Below are 19,856 nucleotides of genomic sequence, written 5' to 3'. Positions count from 1 at the left end.
AGTAACTGAAAGCTGCATAAAGCCTTTAGCTGTGATTTGGGTATACTCAATCTCGTACAGGGAGTTATTGTGGCAAAAGCTAAAGCTTCAGAAGGCAATATTCGGCAGAAGAATAAGGCTGTTATTTTCAATGCTGCAAAAAAAGAGTTTGTCACCTATGGATTCAAAGGTGCATCGATTAAGCGAATTGCTGAGCGAGCCAATATCGCTAGAGCAAACATCCACTACTACTTTCAAGATAAGACCGATCTATACCAGCAGTTACTCAGTAATATTATCGATGTCTGGAACAAAGATTACGACACCTTAACGGTTGATAAAGCGCCTAAACAAGCGCTTAGTGCCTATATTCGCGCTAAAGTCATGCACGCTAAAGATGATCCTGACTCTTCAAGGATCTTCGCCAGTGAGTTGATCCACGGTGCACCGGTTTTAAATGACTACTTAAATAGTGATTTTAGAGAGTGGTTAGAGGGGCAGGTAAGTGTCATTGAAGCTTGGGTTGAACAAGGCTTGATTGACAAGGTGAACCCGCATCATCTGCTATTTCTTATCTGGAGTTCGACCCAGCATTACGCAGACTTTAATGTGCAAGTGGTTGCCGCATTAAACAAAGAGGCGATGACTGATGAGGACTTTGAAGAGGTCGTTGCCTCGCTCACACAGATTATTCTCAAGGGCTGCGGGATAGAGTAGGCTATCTCGTATAAGCTCCCCATATAAGCATTGAAATAAAACTTGGCACACTTTTGTTGCCGGTTTCATTTGTCTTACCTGGTAATCGGTAATTATTTATGAGCCGGGAAACATATCTTTTTAGGTTGAACGTGATGTGACTAAGTGTTGTTGATTTAGCATAGATGATTCAATTTACAGCTTGTCTAGCAATGCAATCGGTGACAGTCATCTAAATTCTGCTGTTGTTGTCCATTCGCTTCGTATAGAATCCCCGCTACTTTTTGTTTGAATGATTCCTCGCAGTCCCGTCAACACGCGACACCTTCTTATCTCTTCCTAAAATGAAAAAACAGATGAATGAATTAACGATAGTCACCCACGATGGTAATTTTCACGCCGATGATGTTTTCAGTATTGCTGCGCTTAAGTGTATTTTTCCCACATTTAATCTGATACGCACTCGTAACGCTGACATTATCGCTAAAGCAGATGTTGTGCTTGATGTTGGTGGGGAATATGATCCTAATGCAGGCCGCTTTGATCATCATCAACGTGGTGGAGCTGGTGAACGTGAAGATGGTATTCCATATTCATCATTTGGCTTGATTTGGAAAAAATACGGTTTAGAGATTTGCGAAGGCGATCAAGAGTTAGCGACAGCTGTTGATGCAGGTTTAGTATCAACCATTGATGCTATTGATTGTGGCCATGTAACCGGAGTTGCCACTGGGATTAGTCTGAGCCACACCATTTCAATGTTTAACCCAACTTGGCAAGAAGAGGGAGACTTTGATGCTAGCTTTAACGAAGCGGTAGACTTTGCATCAAAGGTGTTAGCACGTTTTATCGCATCGGCTAACGGCGGTCTAAGCGCGAAAGCAATTGTGGCTAAAGCGATTGATGATGCAGAAGATCCTAGAGTGATAGTGTTAGAAAAATATACACCTTGGAAGAGAACCGTCCATTCATTATCTGAAGTGGCTTTATATGTTGTTTATCCATCTCAGTCAGGGCAGTGGAGAATTCAGACTGTACCTGCAGAACTTGGTTCATTTGAAGACCGAAAATCACTGCCTAAACAGTGGGCTGGGTTAAGCGGTACAGAGCTTCAAGCTGTCACAGGCTTAGATGATGCAATGTTTTGCCATAACGGCTTGTTTATCGCAGGTTCAGAATCGTTTGCAAGTACCATGAAGATGGCAAGCATGGCACTCTCTGGCGAGTAAATAGTCTGACCAGTTAGCCCTAACAAATAAATCAGCCTGACAGCTTGCTGCACAGGAAAACTTGTAATACATAGCATTCATACATAGAGCCATCCATTACTCATTTTGCTCTTCGACCTTGAACAAGGCTCTGAAGGTCTTAATGATTTAGCATGGGTGGCTCGATATAAAACAAATAAGGTAACTCGTGTACAGCCGCGAGCTAAGCCCCTGTGTTGAACAAATGGGTTGAACAAGTGGGTTGAACAAGAGTGTTGAACAAGTTGAAAGATTTGCTAAACCCGGTCAAAAATCTCATCACACGCTTCTGTTAAATATTGTGCTAAAAACGTGGTTTGTTTCGATTGTTGGGGGGCAACGTGAAGCAGTAGCTCCAGCGGCGGAACATCGGGTAAGCCGTCATCTATGCCTAAAACTTTGTGTTGTGGGCTCACAAGCCTTTTTGGCAGCAGTGATATGCCTAAGCCTGCTTCTACGGCGCAACCGACACCAGATAGGCTAGTTGTAATGTATGCCATTCTCCATTTTACACCAAGCATATCAAATGTATGTGCCATCTCACTGCGATATAACCCTGTACTAGGCAAGCCGACTAATGGCACTGTGGCTTGATGTAAATTATTACTGGTTTTACCGTCAATCCAACACAAAGGCTCGGGCCAGCTCGCGATGCCCTGTGCTTGTCCTAACCTGTGCTTGATGAGTGCAAGGTCTAAATCACTGTTTTGAAACTGTGACCATATATCACTGCACAAACCACTTTTAACTTCGAGACGTACATCAGGAAATGTTCTAGCGAAACGCGTTAACGTTGGCATTAACTCATGGGTTGCAAAGTCCTCGGGTACACCGAGACGGACCGGTCTTTGCTCTGAACTGCTGGCTGTTTGTGTTATTGCATCTTCCATCATGGCCAAAATACGCCTGGCGTAGGTGACGATACGTTCACCCTCAAGCGTGGCTGTGGTGTAGCGTTTTTTGCGGATTAACAGATCGCATCCCAATTGTGCTTCTAATTTACGGATCTGCTGACTGATGGTTGATTGTGTTAAATGAGTACTTTCTGCAGCACGGGTGAAACTGCCTGTATCTACGACTGCTACTAGGCTTCGTAACAAAATGGGGTCTAATACCTGCTGCACAAGATGAACACCTGAACTAGTTGATTATCCACTTATAATAATTCAATTATTTAATTTATCAATTATAAATGGTTGGGGCATAATTATTACTCATAACAATTCAAGCTTATGCGCCCAAGGTGATATAAGTATGCCTGTACGCTAAGGCGATCCTCTTGTCGGAAGGAACACAAGATATGACAGAAAAGAACAAGTATTACTCTCCTACAGGTGGCCTGCCACCGCAAACACAGTTACTTTCAGATCGTGCCGTTCTAACAGACGCTTATGCAGTGATCCCTAAAGGGGTAATGACTGACATCGTGACGAGCTCGCTACCATTTTGGAAAAATATGCGCATGTGGGTTATTGCTCGCCCACTAAGTGGATTCTCAGAAACATTTTCACAATATATTGTTGAGATAACTCCGCAAGGTGGCTCTGACAGGCCAGAGCTTGACCCTAATGCAGAAGGTGTGTTGTTTGTCGTTGCTGGTGAGATGGATATTACCATTGAAGGTGAAGCTCATCATATGACAGAAGGCGGTTATGCTTTCATTCCGCCAGGCAGTAACTGGACGGTTCATAATAACTACGATGAAAATGTGCGTTTCCACTGGGTACGTAAAGCCTATCAAGAGGTTGAAGGATTAGGTCTACCAGAAGCATTTGTGACTAATGAAAATGATATTCCTGTGACCACAATGAAAGATACAGAGGTTTGGGCAACGACGCGCTTTGTTGATCATACCGACATGCGCCATGATATGCATGTGAATATCGTCACACTACAGCCAGGTGCAGTGATCCCATTCGATGAAACGCATGTCATGGAGCACGGTCTTTATGTACTTGAGGGGAAAGCGGTTTATCACCTAAATCAAAATTGGGTTGAAGTTGAAGCGGGCGACTTTATGTGGCTACGCGCCTTTTGTCCACAAGCATGTTATGCCGGTGGTCCAGGTCCATTTCGTTACCTGCTTTATAAAGATGTGAACCGCCATATGCCTTTTATTCGCCCAAGGAATTAAACTTTTTAATTCAATAATAAATACCAAAAATAAAGCCGATGTTTACATGATAAACATCGGCTTTACGCTATCTGTAAATGACACATTGAAAGGGAGAAAGGTGCTACTTTAATAGATAGGTTAACGTCTCTACGACCTGATCAACATTGGTTGCCCAGCCATGTGCTGCAGCGTCAACCTCTTTAAGAGGGTGTATGATATCTTCGCTGTGCAATGTGATATAGGGCTTATTGAGAGCTGCGCAGTAGCCAGCATCAAATGCAGCATTCCACTGTTTGTATTTATCCCCGAAACGAATGATGGCTATATCACAAGCTTCAATCATGGTTTTAGTTCTAATAGCGTTCACTTTGGCTGAACGATGATCGCGCCAAAATCCTTGGCCTTCATCAGTATTGGCTTGCTTGAGTTGATCGCCAGCGCTGTCACTCTGGTCATGATCGGTCACTGCAGTTGAGAAAACGATATTGAGCTCTAACTTCTCACAGGCTTGAATGATCTGCGCACGCCAATCAGTATGGATCTCACCTGATAGATAAACATTAAATTGCATCTTGACTCCTATGCTTTGTTATTATTTTTACTGTTTTTAACCTGTAACTATTTTTCGCTCGTAACTCTTTTTAGCTTGTAACTTTAAGTTGTAACTTTGACCCGCAACTTGGGGGCGGTAATAAACGGCTAATTGCTATCTCTAGTTTTAGATTTTAGGTTTGAAATTGGCGATCCGATACGGATCTGTTAAACCCAAAAAAGAGAGTACCTGCAAAGCAGGTAGTTCTCTAGTGGTCGATCACCGATTGCTATTAAATCTTCGAGCGTGAATTAAGCGCTACGCGCTGTAAATACTCGCAGTTAAAGGTTAAAGATTAAAGTAACTCGCCTGGCCGTTTTCATCGGCAAGTTGAGCTGCAACAGAAGCCACGGCTAAGTCTTGAAGCCCTACACCTGTGCCGTCGAATAGGGTGATCTCAGTGTCACTCCTGCGCCCAGGTTTAGTGCCATTGATAACCTCACCAATAGGCACTATGTCAGCTTGGTTGATTAAGCCTGCTTTAATTGCGTGCTGCGCTTCGCCTAACGTAATTGATTGGGCTAGCTCGTCGGTGAACACCTTGGCTGCAGCAAAAATATTGGCATCGACTTCCTGCTTACCTACAGTGTCAGTACCCATGCAGGCGATATGTGTTCCAGGTTTAATCCAGTCAGATTCAATTAATGCTTCGAAAGCGGAAGTGATGGTAATAATTACATCAGATTCGGCACACAGATCCTGACGACTTACAGATTCAAATGGGATTGATAATTCATCACAGATAACCGCAAGTCGAGTTAAGCTCTCAGGCTCTTTATTCCATGCGATCACTTTTTCAAATTTGCGTTGGTCAATCGCCGCTCTTAGCTGGAATGTTGACTGGTGACCTGCACCAATCATGCCTAACACTTTCGCATCCTTACGCGCTAAGTGAGCGATAGAAACCGCTGATGAGGCTGCGGTACGTATTGCAGTCAGGTAATTTCCACCAACGAGTGCTTTTAATTTTCCTGTATCTGGATCAAATAAGATCACTGTAGATTGATGGTTAGTTAAGTCTTTTTGGATATTGCCAGGCCAATAACCGCCAGACTTTAACCCTAGCACCATACCGTCACGGTCAAAGCCTGATTTGAAGCCATAAAGTGCATCAGCATGGCCAATCGCTTCACGGATCACTGGGAAGTTATAGGCGGAGTTTTTAGCCATCGCTGAGAATACATTTTCTACGGCACTGAACGCATCTTGACGGCCCATGATCTGTTGGCAAACCGCTTCTGATACGACTGTGATGGCTTTACTTTGGTTTGAGCTAGTGACTGAATTAGTAGTCGAACTCACTGTTGAATTGTTCATTTCGCTATTCCTATATTTGAGGAAGTCCATATTGAAACATAAGGGGAGAAAGTAGCTTTGATAGATGACGACTAACACTAATAAGCATAAATCACGGTACCAGTCGGTATGGGTTACGGCTTTATTGTTTTGAGTCTCTATCTAGCTGGAATAAAAAGCTCCCACTGGCGAGTCTAAAAGGTGGTCAAACTTCAATATTGCCCTGTTGACACAGACGCAATGCGTAGCTGGGAACTAATACCAATTGGTATATGAAGTTATTGAAGCCTTTTACACTCGCACAGTGAGAGAAACGTGAAACTGTTTAACTCATGTTTCTAAACTAATATTTCTGTAAAACGGTTTTAATTAATAGTAGTGATAATGCGATAAAGCCTAGTAAGCTTTACCACGTGCAGATACTGGCCAGAGCGTCTCAACTTTACCGTTACGAACACCAACGTAGTAGTCATGAACATTACAGGTTGGATCGCAGTGACCTGGAACTAGCTTGAGTTTTTGATTCACTTTTAGCGCGCCAGTTGGATCTGAAATGACACCATGTTCATCTGAACACTTGATGTACTCAACATCATCACGACCAAAAATATAGGGCAGGCCACTGTCTACAGATTGTGCTTTAAGTCCTGCATCACAAATTGCTTTATCAGATTTGGTATGACTCATTACTGAGGTGAAAATGAATAGTGAGTTTTCAAATTCTGAAATTTTATTGCCATCTTTATCGTGAATACGCTGGTAATCGGCATCCATAAACGCGTATGAACCACACTGAAGCTCATTAAACACGCCAGAGTTACCTTCGAAGTAGTAAGAACCTGTACCACCGCCACCGATGATGTCACATTCCAATTCTTCTGCCTTCAGCATATCGACCGTACGTGCAACCATGTTGCTGGCGATATCAATTTTCTCTTTACGCTCAAGGAAGTTTTCCATGTGCTGCATTGCACCTTGGTAGGCCTGAATACCAGCAAACTTAAGGCCTGGCGTTGCAGCGATAGCTTTAGCGATATCAACAACTGGTTGACCTTCACTGACACCACAGCGACCCGCACCACAGTCAATTTCGACTAAACATTCAATTTCTGTATTGTGCTTTTTAACCGCAGCGGCAAGCTCGGCGACATTATCAATATCATCAACACAACAAAGCGTACGCGCACCCAATTTTGGTAAACGTGCTAGGCGATCAATTTTGGCAGGATCACGAACCTGGTTTGAAACTAATACATCCTTAATACCGCCACGGGCGAAAACTTCAGCTTCTGATACTTTTTGACAACACACACCACAGCTATCACCTAATTTTTCTTGAAGTAGGGCAATATCAACAGATTTGTGCATCTTGCCGTGAACGCGATGGCGAACCCCCATCTCTTTGGCAAACTGACCCATGGTTTTGATATTACGCTCTAATGCGTCAAGGTCGACGACCAAGCAGGGAGTTTGAATATCAGCTTCTGCCATACCAGGTAGTGCTGGTACGTCGTAACCCACTTCTAAATCATTTGTTGTTAACGTTGTCATCCTTCTCTCCATCTATTTTCGTTATTTCAATATGTGTTGTGTTTCCAATTGCGCAATAATCGATTAGTTTATCCAAGGCAGTTTGTCTAAATCGACGTTACCTCCGGTAATAATTATGCCGATGCGTTTACCTTTAAAGATCTCAGGGTTTTTGATAATGGTTGCCAATGACACTGCACTGCTCGGTTCGATGATAAGTTTCATACGCAGCCAAACAAGCTTCATTGCAGCCACAATTTCATCTTCTGTTGCGGTTAAAATATCGGTGACATGGTTTTTAACGAAGTGCCAAGTCAAATCTTTCAAGGGCACTTTTAGGCCATCAGCTACCGTATTAGGCGCATCATCGGCGATGATATATCCAGCTTTAAATGATCTAGCGGCATCGTCTGCATTGACAGGCTCTGCTGCGTAGATCTTAATTTCAGGCGCGATAGTTGATAGTGTTAAGCAGGTACCCGATATCATGCCACCCCCACCAATTGGTGCTATTACAGTATCTAGGTTATCAACTTGGCTAATTAACTCTTTTGAGCACGTAGCTTGTCCCGCTATAACCCGTGGATCGTTGTAAGGGTGCACAAAATCAGCGCCAGAGGCGGCTACAACTTCATTAAAAACGGCTTCTCGTGAGCTCGTTGACGGCTCACATTCCACAATAGTGCCGCCGTAACCAATAACGGCATCCTTTTTAGCTTGAGGTGCGGTACGTGGCATTACCACCGTCGCCTCAATGCCACGTTGACCGGCTGCATAGGATAGCGAAAGCGCATGGTTGCCTGACGAGTGAGTTGCCACACCGATTTGGGCCTTTTCATCGGTCAAACCAAATACGGCATTACAGGCACCACGTACTTTAAAGGCTGCTGCTTTTTGTAAGTTTTCGCATTTAAAAAACAGTTCCGCTCCAGTTAACTCATTTAAGAAGCGAGAGGTAAGAACCGGTGTTTCATGAATGTATGGTTTGATTCGTTCATGGGCAATCAGCACATCATCATAGGTTGGAATGGTCATTGCCGATGGGGTTTCATTGCTCATAGTTTCCTCTCAAGACTAATAATACCGGTGTTAGTTATTTCAATTGACTAAAGCTAAAGGTGCATACTTACCCACTTAAATGAATGCTTTAATCATTGCTGATAAATTTCACTCTATGGAAACCATGAATGGCCTGCAACGGCTTTGAATTTCGTAATGTGGAATTAATTGGTTTTCTTTATAGCGTAAAGTACCACTAAGCAGTGATTTAGCTGTCTTCAGCCAAACAATTCCAAAATGCACCTATGTGATTTCATGATGTGAAATTGATTTGCATCAGCTGGGGTTTGGTTTTATTGTAGATTTAGATTTATATTCGACATTAGCGCTGTTATCGGAGTCAAAATAATAATGAATACAACCAAAGCTAACACTAAAGCTCAGCCTCGAATTCAGGTAATAGATCGAGCGGCAACCTTGCTCGATGCTATTTCACGCTACTCTATGCCAGTCACGTTAAAAGCGCTGAGCGCCGATACCAATTTAGCGCCTTCTACCGCCTTTCGTATTTTGCATTCACTGATTGATAACCGGTTCGTAGAAAGAGATGACAAGGGCAAGTACCTGCTAAGTGGCAGGCTATTAAGGTTGAGTAATTATCCAAACAATAGTGTCGATTTTCGTAAAGTGGCCGTGCCTTACATGGAAAAGTTGCGTGATAAATTTGGCGAAACCATCAATCTAACAACCAGAGAAGGTGATGTGGTTATCTATGTTGAAAAAGCCATACCCAATCGGATGATGCATGTTCAACAGATGATAGGCAGCCGAGCGCCTTTGCACGTAACTGGTGTCGGTAAGATGATGCTAGGTATGGAGGGCGAGGAGGGCATTAAAGGCTATGCCCAACGTACCAATTTACCAACTTATACACGCAATACGTTTTCATCGCTGAACGATCTGGTGAAAGAGTGTATGGGGTGTGCTGAGCAAGGTTTTGCTTTTGATAATGAGGAAGCCGAGATCGGAGTGGGTTGCATCGGTGTGCTGCTTTACGATAGATACGGAGAAGTTGTTGCAGGATTATCTGTTTCTGCACCAATCGATAGACGAAGAGATGAGTGGCTAAACGACCTAATGGCCGCTGGTAAGGCGCTATCCGCTGAGCTTGGTTACCTTGGCAATCAAGCATAAGTTGAGCTCTCAATCACCATTTAAATATAGATAGCCACTTAAAAACAGAAAACTAATCAACGATAGATAAGCCGAGCAAGGCTTATCTAACAAGGCATTCATAGAATAATAATTAAGATAGGGGGAGAGATGTTAACCATAAACCGATTAAACCGAAAAGAAGCTAAATTAATCATAGATGGGGCAATGCAAAAAGCGGCCAAACTTGGGGTACCTATGTGTATTTCAGTTGTCGATGAGTCAGGGAGTTTGATCGCCTTTGAACGCATGGATGGCGGTAAAATACACAGTATCACTCTCTCACAAGATAAAGCCTTTACCGCGGCATCGGCAAGAAAAGCAACCCACGAAGTTAACAAAGCGTGTGTACCTGGTGACGATAATAGTTTGTTTGGCATACATACCGCGTTGGGCGGTCGTATGTGTATTGTTGGTGGTGGCCTACCTATTACCTATGATGGTGTGGTAATAGGCGGTATTGGCGTGAGCTCTGGCTCGCCAAGGCAAGATTTAGACTGTGCTCAAGCAGGCGTTGATACTTTTAATCGCATCTCATCATCAAGTTACAATCAAAATATGCTGTAAGTACCAGTGCTTGATGTCACTAGTTTTCTAATAGTTATTTTTTAAATAGTAGATTGGAAACACTAGCTCAGAAACATCAGCTGGTAATAAAAGTGTACCAACTTGAGATGGTACACTGATTCAAGCGTGCTATTTTAAGCTCTCGATGCAGTACTAGGGTTTTGTGGAATTAAGTACGATTTAGCATGCCTTAACACTATTTTTACTGTAACTATTTCTCAAGCTATTACTGCGGTGCTTGCTGTAATTTTTGTTGTAAATAGTTCAGCGCATCTATCCTGGTAGTAAAGACATGATCGCTTGATATTTTATCGAGGAGTTTTATTTTATTAAAATCCTTACGAACTCGGTCGCACACATTCGACAAAATGATCTCTTGCCCTTCATCTTGATAACCGACAATTATCTCTTCAATCGCTATGGTACTGGTGATCCCAACAAATCTAGCGTCAGAGAGATCTATCAATAAGGTTTTATTTTGATCGGCTGTCGATACGCATTGTTTCAGTCCGCGCGCCACACCAAACCCGATGGGGCCCGAAATGTTTAGTAGCAGCACGCTATCATCCATAGTTTCAAATAACTGTCTCTCTTCATTTGACATATGCACAGCATCTTTAGCCGTACACAACTTGATGTTGTCGAGCTGAATTTCTGATAAGCGCCGAATCGTGACTAAGTTATCAATAAATACCCCAACGAGCACGGCTGTCACTAGGTCAAAGATGACGGACATGACCATCACCGAAATCATCAAAACAACGCTGAAAGGGGAGATCTGGTGAATACGCTTTAGAAAGCTCCAATCAATAATACTGATCCCAACATGAGTCAATATTGCTGCTAACACTGCAACGGGTATATAAGCCGTGTATTCACCCGCCCATAGCACGATGGCTAAGATAAATAGCGCGTGCAGTATGCCTGATAATGGTGTGGTACCGCCTGCTCTTAAGTTCGTCACTGTACGCATTGTGGCGCCACCACCGGGCAGTGCACCAAAAAGTCCAGCGACAAAGTTACCAACTCCTTGGCCTACCAATTCCTGATCTGAGTCGTGAAAGTCATTACTGATGGTATCAACTGTCAGTGAGGTCATTAATGAATCCAATGTGCTTAATGTCGCGATAAGCATGGCTGACTTAATCATTTCACCTGCTAATGTACTATCCCAGACTGGCAGGTTAAGCGATGGTAGCTCACTGGAGATGGCACCGACTACGGGTATCGATTCACCACTAAAGAGATAAAAAGCGGTAGCGCCAATAACAGCAATGATGCTGGCAGGTATGACATGACTGAACTTTTGGGGCCAAATAAAGAGTACCGCTAAGCAGGCTAAACCCACTAATGTATTAGTACTACTGAACATTGTCAGTGAAATAGGCAGCTCAGTGATAGAGGCGCCAAACAATGGTTCTATTTGCGATAATATAATTAAAATACCGATCCCTGACGTGAAGCCTGAAATCACAGGGTATGAGACCAAGATGAAATACTTACCTAGCTTGAAAAAGCCAAACAGCATCTGGAATAGTCCAGCTAAACTGACCACTGTGAACGCTGCGGCAATACCATTTTCAGGAGATTGAGCCACAAAACTGGTTAATATGGCCACCATTGCCACGGTCAAGCCGGTATTTGGGCCTGAGATCTGCTGGTTAGTGCCGCCAAATAGTGACGCAAATAAACCTGTGATGATCGCGCAATATATTCCAGCACTTGCACCAGCCCCTGATGTGACACCAAATGCAAGTGCAAAAGGTAGAGCCACAATGGTGGAGGTGAGTGCGCCAAACACATCGCCTTTAATGGTACGTCGATTGAAGTGAGACAAAGAAAGCATAGCGACCTAATTTAATACTCTTGTCTATCTGGCATGAGTTCTTTCGAATACTCATTTGATAGTTTAGAAACTTGATATAGATCAATAATAACAGGGCAGGGATGATTCACCAAAAAATCATATATTGGCAGTTTTTACAATGTGAAATCTAATCTACCCAAGAACGAGTTGCAAATCCCAAATAGCGATAGGCTCTTGTATATGCAACCAGCTAATTAGCCCCAGATAAAGTCATTGCCAACCAGTGTTTTCTGCTAGATAAGTTGAAATAAGCCAAAATAAATAAAGACTCTCCACACCTTCAAACCCTGCTAGTTATTGCTTTTGTGGTTAATTATCACTCAACATAGATCACAAGTTAAACTCGTATGCACAGTCTCGTTTCATCCTTTACTTGAATGGCTGAATACTTATTGACCAGTTTAAACCTGCCTCTTTTTGATTGTGAAACAAGCTCATTTAAATGTTTTCACATTGTGAAATTAAAATGAATTTTTATAGTTAACATTAGCTTTTAATTATGCTCTATTGAATGAGCTACACAGAAATTGGGTCCAACACAGCCTCTTTCTATAAATAGCCGCAGCTGGTATTACCTTTTGTTAAATGGGTCAGCATCTAACAGGTCACATTTTAAAAATACAAAAAAATGGCCTTATTTTTCAATCAACAAGAGTACTGTAGTTATGGAACAGGTTAGTGAAACATACGATAAAACAGAAAAACCAGGTGGCTTATTAGAGCGACTCTTCAAACTTTCTGCGCATAGAACAACAGTAAAAACAGAACTAATGGCAGGTTTAACCACCTTCGTGACCATGTCATACATTATGTTTTTAAATCCCATCATTATGTCGAAAACAGGCATGCCATTTGATGGATTATTCCTTGCTACCTGTTTAGGTGCCGCCATTGCTACGATTATGATGGGCCTTTATGCAAACTGGCCTGTTGGCCTTGCACCAGGGATGGGGCTTAATGCTTTCTTCACCTTTTCAGTGGTTGGTGGCATGGGTTACAGTTGGGAGATAGCGCTCGGTGCGGTATTCCTCTCTGGTGTGCTGTTTGTCTTTATGAGTGTGACCCGACTCAGAGAGTGGATGCTAGACAGCATTCCTTTAAGTCTACGTTTAGCGATGACGGCTGGTGTCGGTCTGTTTCTTGGCTTTCTTGGCCTGCGCTTTACCGGGATCATAGTTTCAGATCCTGATAATGCGTTAGCACTCGCCGATCTAACTCATTTTGGCTTTGGCCAATTTGGCCCTGAAGCACCTGCGCTTGGATTTTTAAGCTTCCTACTTATCTCAGTATTGAGTTACCGAAAAGTGTTTGGGGGGATCTTAATCGGTATCGCTACAACAACATTGATTGCTTTTGCCATGACTTGGTTACTCCCGACTGATTTCTTTGTCGTATCAGAAGCTGCTAAGTCGTTTGCTCCAGCATCTGGTTTTGTGAGTTATAACGGTATTATGGCGGTACCTGAGTTTGCCGCGCTTGAGCCTATCCTATGGAAAGCTGATATCGCCGGTGCATTCCAAGTGGCACTCATTCCGGTCATTGTGACTTTCCTATTTGTAAATATCTTCGATACCGCCGGTACCCTGATGGGAGTAGCTGAGCGCGCTAACCTACAAGATGAAAATGGTAAGATTGAAGGGTTAAGTAAATCATTAAAAGCAGATTCACTTGCATCTGTTATTGGTACAGGCTTTGGTTGTCCGCCAGTTACCTCTTATGTTGAATCTGCTGCAGGTGTTGAAGTTGGTGGCCGTACAGGTCTTACTGCCGTTGTTATCGGTCTTCTGTTCGCTGTTGGTATGTTCTTCCTGCCGTTAGCACAGATGCTACCTGGCTTTGCAGTTGATGGCGCGCTTATCTACGTTGCTATGCTGATGATGAGTTCATTAAGAGGGCTTGATTGGAACGACCTGACCGAGTATGCCCCTGCGGTATGTACCACGATTATGATGGCATTTACCTTCTCAATTGCTAATGGTATAGCGTTTGGTTTTATCACTTATACCGTATTGAAGGTAGGTGCAGGTAAGTCTAGCGAAATATCAAAGGGTGTTTGGGCACTAACAGCACTGTTTGTTGCTAAGTTTATCTTTATTAACTAAAAGATCGTTATAGTCGAATATTGTTTTTAAACCCTTCCTATGAAGGGTTTTTTTATGCCTATTCAAAACGAGTATCTTTCGATTAAGCCATCTCCCCGCTACTGCTTTGAAAGTTCCTTAATCAAATGTTTTAATTAAGTTTTTAAATCAAGTGCTTCAATCAAGGCTTCAATCAAGGCTTCAATACTAATCAAAGCGCAGACAAGTGAGTGGTACTTTTATGTATGGTAAGGCATATGTGAACTCACAGCTGGGCCAGTTACTGACGAACTTTCGCATGAGTATTCAGTGGTGAATGCATAGGCGAATGCTTTGTAACTTGTGTTTATCACAATTAGCTTAGTCATTTCGTTTAGTCACTTTGCTTTAGCACCAATAGGTTTAGCAAGAGTAGGTTAGCAAAAGTAGATATTGTGCGAATAAAAGCTTCATGAATAGGAATAGCACGATTGCACTCGTCAAGTGAGAACTAGGCAAATGAGGACCAGCTAAATGAGGACTAATTCAATAAAAGTTTGCATAATTATATCTGCGCGATAAACCAGTGAAAAATGATAATTAGTTAAGAGCCACATTTATACCTGTTCCCCCCTAATTTTAAATCTTCTGCATGACTATCAGTTTATTAACCATTAAATAAGCCTAGAATATTGGTTTTTGTGTATTGGTATTTGTGTGTTGTTAAAGTATTAACTACGGAATGAATAACGTTGATTATAGGGTTTGCATTAATTATCTCTACTAGGTTGTGAGATAGGTATGAATAATAACTTTTTAGGTGTGAAATCTGATTTGTATTAAGTGGTAATAATAATGGTGAGGTGATATATTATGGCAAAGTAATGGTTGACATTATTAAGTCAATATCTGTCGATTAATGTTTAACTGTTTTCTCTTGGTTTTGAACTGTTTGGGAATAGTAACTAAGATGGTTTTTCAGATGACTTTTTAAATGATTAGTTAGTGACTACCTGGTTTGTTTTTCTATTAAACTAGCGCAAAATGCAGCGCGATTAATAACAGAAAAGCTTCACTAATATTAAAAACGGTTTCACTAAACGTTCAAGATATGGCCCAACTTGTGTCTCGCATTATGGTTTTATCGTCGTAAATTGCCGCTTTTGTTTTCGCATTGTGGAAACGCAAGCGGCTACTTTGTCACTCATTAATACTAACTAGTGCTTACTGATTCAAGGCATCTTCTAGGGCGGCAAGACATAAAGTGACGTTTTCACTTCTTGCTGCATAGCCCATTAGGCCAATTCTCCATGCTTTACCTGCGAGGTCGCCAAGGCCTGCCCCTATCTCTAAGTTGTACTTATTGAGTAGGTAGTTACGTACTTTGGCATCGTCAGCACCTTCTGGAATGTAGATAGCGTTTAACTGAGGTAGGCGCTCATTTTCAGGGACGATGAACTTAATGCCTAGTTTAGCTAGCCCTTTGGCAAGCGCTTCATGCTGCGCTTTATGACGTGCAATACGGTTTTCAAGGCCTTCGTTTTGCAGTTGTACGAGTGATTCGTGTAAGCCATATAGTGAGTTCACTGGTGCAGTATGATGGTAACTACGCTTACCATCTCCAGACCAGTAGCTCATTACAAGTGACTGATCTAAAAACCAACTTTGGATAACCGTCTTGCGCTCTTTAATCACATTGACCGCTTTTTGGCTAAACGAAATGGGTGATAAGCCTGGTACGCAAGATAAGCATTTCTGCGATCCGGAATAGATAGCATCGATTCCCCAATCATCGACCTTAACTTCTATACCGCCTAGAGAGGTGACCGCATCAACAATCGTTAAGCAGTCGTGCTGCTGGGCTAGGGCACACAAGGTTTTAGCATCTGAAACCGCACCAGTAGAGGTTTCTGCGTGAACAAAAGCGACAAATTTAGCATCTGGATTAGCAATAAGTGCTTGTTCTACTTTGTCTACTTCAACAGCTCGGCCCCATGCAGAATCAACAACAATAGCCTCAGCGCCAATTCTGGTGACATTTTGGATCATGCGATCGCCAAAAACGCCATTACGGCAGACTATAACCTTGTCACCGGCTTCTACTAAGTTGACGAAACACGCTTCCATCCCAGCAGAGCCGGGGGCTGAAAGCGCAATAGTAAATTCATTTTTAGTTTGAAAAGCATACTGAAGTAGCGATTTCACTTCGTCCATCATGCCTACGAACAGCGGATCGAGATGACCGATAACCGGTCTTGAAAGTGAAGCTAGAACTTCAGGGCTAATATCTGAAGGACCTGGGCCCATTAATATCCTGCGAGGAGGATTAAAAGATTGAAAGTTCATTTTTATATGCCTTTATTTGAGGGAGTGTTGTTGAATTAACATTTGATATCAAAACCTGTCACAAGTGTCAAGTTTATGCCCTGTAGATAAATTTAATGCTAATAACCATTCTACATTGCGTAAAAAAATTGAGTTGACACTGATGTCAGGATTTGCAATTTTAATTAAGATTTCTCTAAAACATAATTTGTCGTTAACAGCTTTTATTGACATATGAATGATTCATTAAGTAAATATTATTTATGAGAACAGTAGAAGCTGGAATTAATAGTGATATTAATTTTATGTGTTTTATAAATGTCATTACACAATATTGTTAGATGGCAGTATTGGTAAGAATTTAAAATATAATAAATAATTTAAAAAGGGATGAATATGAAGTTCTGTAAAATTGCTAGTGCTATTGCTACAACATTAATTGCTTCGTCGGCACTCATAACGACAAGTGCTACCGCAGAAAACTGGAGCAATACAGAAGTACAGCTTCAAGCACTGGGTGAATTAGAGCGAGTAGGAACAGGTGGAACGGCTGATACAACTATTCTAACTTTCCAGCATGCCGGTGGTTGGGATTACGGTGATAACTTCTTCTTCGTTGATTACAGTCGCTACAGTGTTAATGATGATGCTAACTTTCCTGTTGAAGATAGCAGTGAATTTTACGGTGAGTGGTATTCAAACTTTAGCTTAGGTGCCATCACAGGTAGCGATCTTTCCTTTGGGCCAGTGAAAGATATCGGTGTCGTCGCGGGTTTTAACTTCGCGCCAGAAGTGGATAGCGGCTGGATTTTACCAGGCGTGCGATTCTCACTCGATCTTCCTGGGTTTGCATTCGCTCAGATTGATGTGACTGGGTATATGCACCAAGGTGGGGGCAGTGCAACGTCACCTGTGTTCACAGTTGTCGATGAAGCGTCGAGCTATATGGTCGACTTTGCATGGGCGTATCCTTTCAAGCTAGGTTCAACGAGCTGGAGCATTGAGGGGCATTTAGAATATATCGATGGCCGTGAGCAAACCAACAATTTCGGTACGACAGATCTTGAGTATTGGATCCTGTTCCAGCCTCAAATTCGATTAGATCTGGGCGAAGTACTCGGTACTAAGGCTAACCAACTGTTTGTCGGTATCGAGTACCAATACTGGAAAAACAAGTTAGGTGAGAAGGGCACCGATGATAATACCGCTCAGCTATTGGCGGTATGGCGCTTCTAATTTACTAAACAGCGGTAAAGGTAGCGCTAGTCAGTATGCAGGTTTGTGCTAGCGCTTTCATCAATGCCAATAATGAACGCCAATAATGAACGCCAATAGGGATGCAGAATTAATCCCACTTAATATTTAACAGTTTTTTGCCCAAGCGACCTTAGCGGTTTTGGTGCAATGCTATCTGCACTTCAGTCATTAACAATAAAATTAACCAAGGGTCACTTATGAGCAGTTTAAAACAACGCGCACTCGATTATCATGCTAATCCAACGCCAGGAAAAATAGCAGTTGAAATAACCACCAAAGCAGAAACAAGTGAAGACTTATCATTGGCATACAGTCCTGGTGTCGCTGAGCCATGTCGAGCGATCGCCGACAATATAGAGAACGTTTACAAGTACACAGGGAAAGGTAATACGGTTGCAGTGATATCCAATGGGAGTGCTGTACTGGGTTTAGGGAATTTAGGGCCTATGGCCTCTAAGCCTGTTATGGAGGGGAAAGCCCTGTTGTTTAAACGGTTTGCCAACATTGACTCCTTTGATATAGAAGTGACTCATAATACCGCTGATGAATTTATTAACACAGTGGCTAGCATTGCTGACACCTTCGGTGGGATTAACCTTGAAGATATCAAAGCCCCAGACTGTTTTGTCATTGAGAAGACCTTACAGGAGCGCTGTAATATTCCAATATTTCACGACGACCAGCATGGCACCGCGATTGTAACGGCGGCGGCTATTCTTAATGCACTTGATATACAAGATAAAGATATTAGTCATGCTGATATTGTTTGTTTAGGGGCAGGGGCTGCGGCAATTGCTTGTATGGAGTTACTGATTCAATGTGGCGCTAAGCGTGAAAAGATCTACATGTTAGACACCAAAGGAATTGTGCATACTCGCCGTACAGATTTGAATGAATACAAAACCCTTTTTGCGAATAATACTGATAAACGTACCCTCGATGATGCTATCGAAGAAGCAGATGTGTTCATTGGTGTTTCAGGCCCTAATCTACTTTCTGCTGAGCAGTTATCTAAAATGGCACCAAGGCCTATTGTGTTTGCTTGCTCAAACCCAGACCCTGAAATCAAACCAGAGCTTGCTCATTCAGTACGAAACGATCTTATTATGGCGACAGGTCGCTCAGATTATCCTAATCAGGTTAATAACGTATTGTGCTTCCCCTTTATTTTTAGAGGCGCACTCGATGTTAGAGCGCGTAAGATAAACAATGAGATGAAAATAGCGGCTGTGCATGCGATACGCTCATTAGCGAAAGAGCCGGTACCAGAATCGGTATTACAAGCCAGTGGCGAAAGTGCATTAAGCTTTAGCCGCGACTATATAATCCCACGTCCAATGGATCCAAGATTGTGCAACAGAGTCGCTAAAGCAGTAGCACAAGCGGCAGTCGATTCAGGTGTTGCGGCACTGCCGATGCCAGAGCACTATGGCTAAGTGCAAGATCTAAGTATTAAATCTCAATATTCCACCAGCTATTTGAAACTTGCTTGCTAGCAAGTTTCAAGTAGATATTTGCTGGTTTGATACTTGGTTAGTTTACTGTAAGTAACTCTCTTTTTGGACATAAGCCGCTTTGGGTAGCTCATACAGCTAAAAGTAAATAATCCAACTTCAATAAAATGCTGCTCATCTGTTATGTTCCTTTGCAAGTCGCCGTAAAATCATCCCTGATGGCTCTACTAAATCTCTGACTGCCAAGGATTGGTGGAAATGCCAAGAAATGTCGGGAACATTTCTGGCCTTGATTTAGAAGCTTGCACGTCCCACAGCAGATGCTCTGCCAGCAAGTTCAATGTAGCGCCTAACATGTTTTTGGACAGAAGCTTGCTAGAGCATCGAGTCAACTCAAACTGACATTGATTAGAAAAAGTATCTTGGTTTATTCGAAGCCACTAATTATCTCAAACCATTGTAGATAGTTTATATACGACTAAGGCGAGGGGTGAAGTGCATCGCTACTGGCCTTACCTTTGCACCATTGACCACAATGATGCTGTTTTTTAAAATCACACATAGCATCCCAACGACCACTAATACCACTGTATTGGCGGCGAAACTCTTTTGCTGAGGTTACCCAAGCATTGGATGAGATTCCAAGTTCATCAAGTAAT

At 42.4% G+C, this 19,856-nt stretch carries 15 protein-coding genes and 1 pseudogene; 8 read left to right on the top strand and 8 right to left on the bottom strand.

What is annotated here, in order from left to right; all coding sequences use genetic code 11:
• Window positions 1-69 precede the first annotated feature (69 nt).
• Together BM736_RS23435 and BM736_RS23430 are read left to right on the top strand one after the other, a co-directional pair.
• Window positions 70-696 carry a TetR/AcrR family transcriptional regulator gene (locus BM736_RS23435; RefSeq protein ID WP_076416706.1) on the top strand — a complete coding sequence of 209 codons (627 nt, stop codon included), beginning with the start codon at window positions 70-72 and terminating at the stop codon, window positions 694-696.
• Between the two features lie 335 nt (window positions 697-1,031).
• Window positions 1,032-1,904 carry an MYG1 family protein gene (locus tag BM736_RS23430; RefSeq protein ID WP_076416705.1) on the top strand — a complete coding sequence of 291 codons (873 nt, stop codon included), beginning with the start codon at window positions 1,032-1,034 and terminating at the stop codon, window positions 1,902-1,904.
• Window positions 1,905-2,179: 275 nt separating this feature from the next.
• Here BM736_RS23430 and BM736_RS23425 read toward each other — a convergent pair whose 3' ends face one another.
• Complete coding sequence (locus BM736_RS23425; RefSeq protein WP_076416704.1) at window positions 2,180-3,046, bottom strand: LysR substrate-binding domain-containing protein; 867 nt, start codon at window positions 3,044-3,046, stop codon at window positions 2,180-2,182.
• A gap of 176 nt (window positions 3,047-3,222) precedes the next feature.
• On the opposite strand from BM736_RS23425, the gene BM736_RS23420 reads away from it, so the two are divergent.
• Window positions 3,223-4,056 (top strand): bifunctional allantoicase/(S)-ureidoglycine aminohydrolase, encoded by an 834-nt coding sequence (locus BM736_RS23420; RefSeq protein WP_076416703.1) that lies wholly within the window; start codon window positions 3,223-3,225, stop codon window positions 4,054-4,056.
• A 103-nt stretch (window positions 4,057-4,159) separates the two neighbouring features.
• Here the strand turns inward: BM736_RS23420 and BM736_RS23415 are convergent, their stop codons facing one another.
• The 4 genes from BM736_RS23415 to bhcB form a co-directional block, all read right to left on the bottom strand.
• Window positions 4,160-4,609, bottom strand: coding sequence for a YtoQ family protein (locus BM736_RS23415; RefSeq protein ID WP_076416702.1), 450 nt, complete (start codon window positions 4,607-4,609; stop codon window positions 4,160-4,162).
• A gap of 309 nt (window positions 4,610-4,918) precedes the next feature.
• Window positions 4,919-5,947: an iminosuccinate reductase BhcD gene (gene bhcD / locus BM736_RS23410; protein ID WP_076416701.1), complete on the bottom strand. Its 1,029-nt coding sequence runs from the start codon at window positions 5,945-5,947 to the stop codon at window positions 4,919-4,921.
• 375 nt (window positions 5,948-6,322) lie between these two features.
• Window positions 6,323-7,477, bottom strand: coding sequence for a 3-hydroxy-D-aspartate aldolase BhcC (gene bhcC / locus BM736_RS23405; RefSeq protein ID WP_076416700.1), 1,155 nt, complete (start codon window positions 7,475-7,477; stop codon window positions 6,323-6,325).
• A 63-nt stretch (window positions 7,478-7,540) separates the two neighbouring features.
• Complete coding sequence (gene bhcB, locus BM736_RS23400; protein WP_076416699.1) at window positions 7,541-8,515, bottom strand: beta-hydroxyaspartate dehydratase BhcB; 975 nt, start codon at window positions 8,513-8,515, stop codon at window positions 7,541-7,543.
• Window positions 8,516-8,866: 351 nt separating this feature from the next.
• Between bhcB and BM736_RS23395 the strand changes: the two genes are divergently transcribed.
• Window positions 8,867-9,649 (top strand): IclR family transcriptional regulator, encoded by a 783-nt coding sequence (locus BM736_RS23395; protein WP_076416698.1) that lies wholly within the window; start codon window positions 8,867-8,869, stop codon window positions 9,647-9,649.
• Between the two features lie 129 nt (window positions 9,650-9,778).
• Window positions 9,779-10,234, top strand: coding sequence for a heme-binding protein (locus BM736_RS23390; RefSeq protein WP_076416697.1), 456 nt, complete (start codon window positions 9,779-9,781; stop codon window positions 10,232-10,234).
• 226 nt (window positions 10,235-10,460) lie between these two features.
• Here the strand turns inward: BM736_RS23390 and BM736_RS23385 are convergent, their stop codons facing one another.
• Window positions 10,461-12,080: a SulP family inorganic anion transporter gene (locus BM736_RS23385; protein WP_076416696.1), complete on the bottom strand. Its 1,620-nt coding sequence runs from the start codon at window positions 12,078-12,080 to the stop codon at window positions 10,461-10,463.
• 686 nt (window positions 12,081-12,766) lie between these two features.
• Here BM736_RS23385 and BM736_RS23380 point away from each other — a divergent pair.
• Complete coding sequence (locus BM736_RS23380; protein WP_076416695.1) at window positions 12,767-14,203, top strand: NCS2 family permease; 1,437 nt, start codon at window positions 12,767-12,769, stop codon at window positions 14,201-14,203.
• 1,182 nt (window positions 14,204-15,385) lie between these two features.
• On the opposite strand, the gene BM736_RS23375 is transcribed toward BM736_RS23380, so the two are convergent.
• Window positions 15,386-16,507 carry an alanine--glyoxylate aminotransferase family protein gene (locus BM736_RS23375; RefSeq protein ID WP_076416694.1) on the bottom strand — a complete coding sequence of 374 codons (1,122 nt, stop codon included), beginning with the start codon at window positions 16,505-16,507 and terminating at the stop codon, window positions 15,386-15,388.
• Window positions 16,508-16,882: 375 nt separating this feature from the next.
• Between BM736_RS23375 and BM736_RS23370 the strand changes: the two genes are divergently transcribed.
• The gene (locus tag BM736_RS23370; protein ID WP_076416693.1) at window positions 16,883-17,722 is read left to right on the top strand and encodes an outer membrane protein OmpK; all 840 of its coding nucleotides are present in this window, start codon (window positions 16,883-16,885) and stop codon (window positions 17,720-17,722) included.
• 218 nt (window positions 17,723-17,940) lie between these two features.
• A complete protein-coding gene (locus tag BM736_RS23365; RefSeq protein WP_076416692.1) occupies window positions 17,941-19,179 on the top strand; it encodes a malic enzyme-like NAD(P)-binding protein in 1,239 nt (412 codons plus the stop codon).
• A 496-nt stretch (window positions 19,180-19,675) separates the two neighbouring features.
• Here the strand turns inward: BM736_RS23365 and BM736_RS23360 are convergent.
• A pseudogene (locus tag BM736_RS23360) lies at window positions 19,676-19,856 on the bottom strand (alpha-amylase family glycosyl hydrolase); the annotation flags it as partial.

The sequence above is a fragment of the Shewanella sp. UCD-KL12 genome (genome assembly GCF_001957125.1).
In the GTDB taxonomy this organism is placed as follows: domain Bacteria; phylum Pseudomonadota; class Gammaproteobacteria; order Enterobacterales; family Shewanellaceae; genus Shewanella.
The sequence above is the reverse complement of the archived record's forward strand: the minus strand, read 5'-3'. Positions and strand labels throughout refer to the sequence as shown.

Bases quoted from the DNA above. Each gene is read 5' to 3' on its own strand.
- BM736_RS23420 (WP_076416703.1), top strand. From the start codon at position 3,223: ATGACAGAAAAGAACAAGTATTACTCTCCTACAGGTGGCCTGCCACCG.
- BM736_RS23395 (WP_076416698.1), top strand. From the start codon at position 8,867: ATGAATACAACCAAAGCTAACACTAAAGCTCAGCCTCGAATTCAGGTA.
- BM736_RS23380 (WP_076416695.1), top strand. From the start codon at position 12,767: ATGGAACAGGTTAGTGAAACATACGATAAAACAGAAAAACCAGGTGGC.
- bhcC (WP_076416700.1), bottom strand. From the start codon at position 7,477: ATGACAACGTTAACAACAAATGATTTAGAAGTGGGTTACGACGTACCA.
- BM736_RS23430 (WP_076416705.1), top strand. From the start codon at position 1,032: ATGAATGAATTAACGATAGTCACCCACGATGGTAATTTTCACGCCGAT.
- BM736_RS23375 (WP_076416694.1), bottom strand. From the start codon at position 16,507: ATGAACTTTCAATCTTTTAATCCTCCTCGCAGGATATTAATGGGCCCA.
- BM736_RS23365 (WP_076416692.1), top strand. From the start codon at position 17,941: ATGAGCAGTTTAAAACAACGCGCACTCGATTATCATGCTAATCCAACG.
- BM736_RS23390 (WP_076416697.1), top strand. From the start codon at position 9,779: ATGTTAACCATAAACCGATTAAACCGAAAAGAAGCTAAATTAATCATA.
- bhcD (WP_076416701.1), bottom strand. From the start codon at position 5,947: ATGAACAATTCAACAGTGAGTTCGACTACTAATTCAGTCACTAGCTCA.
- BM736_RS23370 (WP_076416693.1), top strand. From the start codon at position 16,883: ATGAAGTTCTGTAAAATTGCTAGTGCTATTGCTACAACATTAATTGCT.
- BM736_RS23415 (WP_076416702.1), bottom strand. From the start codon at position 4,609: ATGCAATTTAATGTTTATCTATCAGGTGAGATCCATACTGATTGGCGT.
- bhcB (WP_076416699.1), bottom strand. From the start codon at position 8,515: ATGAGCAATGAAACCCCATCGGCAATGACCATTCCAACCTATGATGAT.
- BM736_RS23385 (WP_076416696.1), bottom strand. From the start codon at position 12,080: ATGCTTTCTTTGTCTCACTTCAATCGACGTACCATTAAAGGCGATGTG.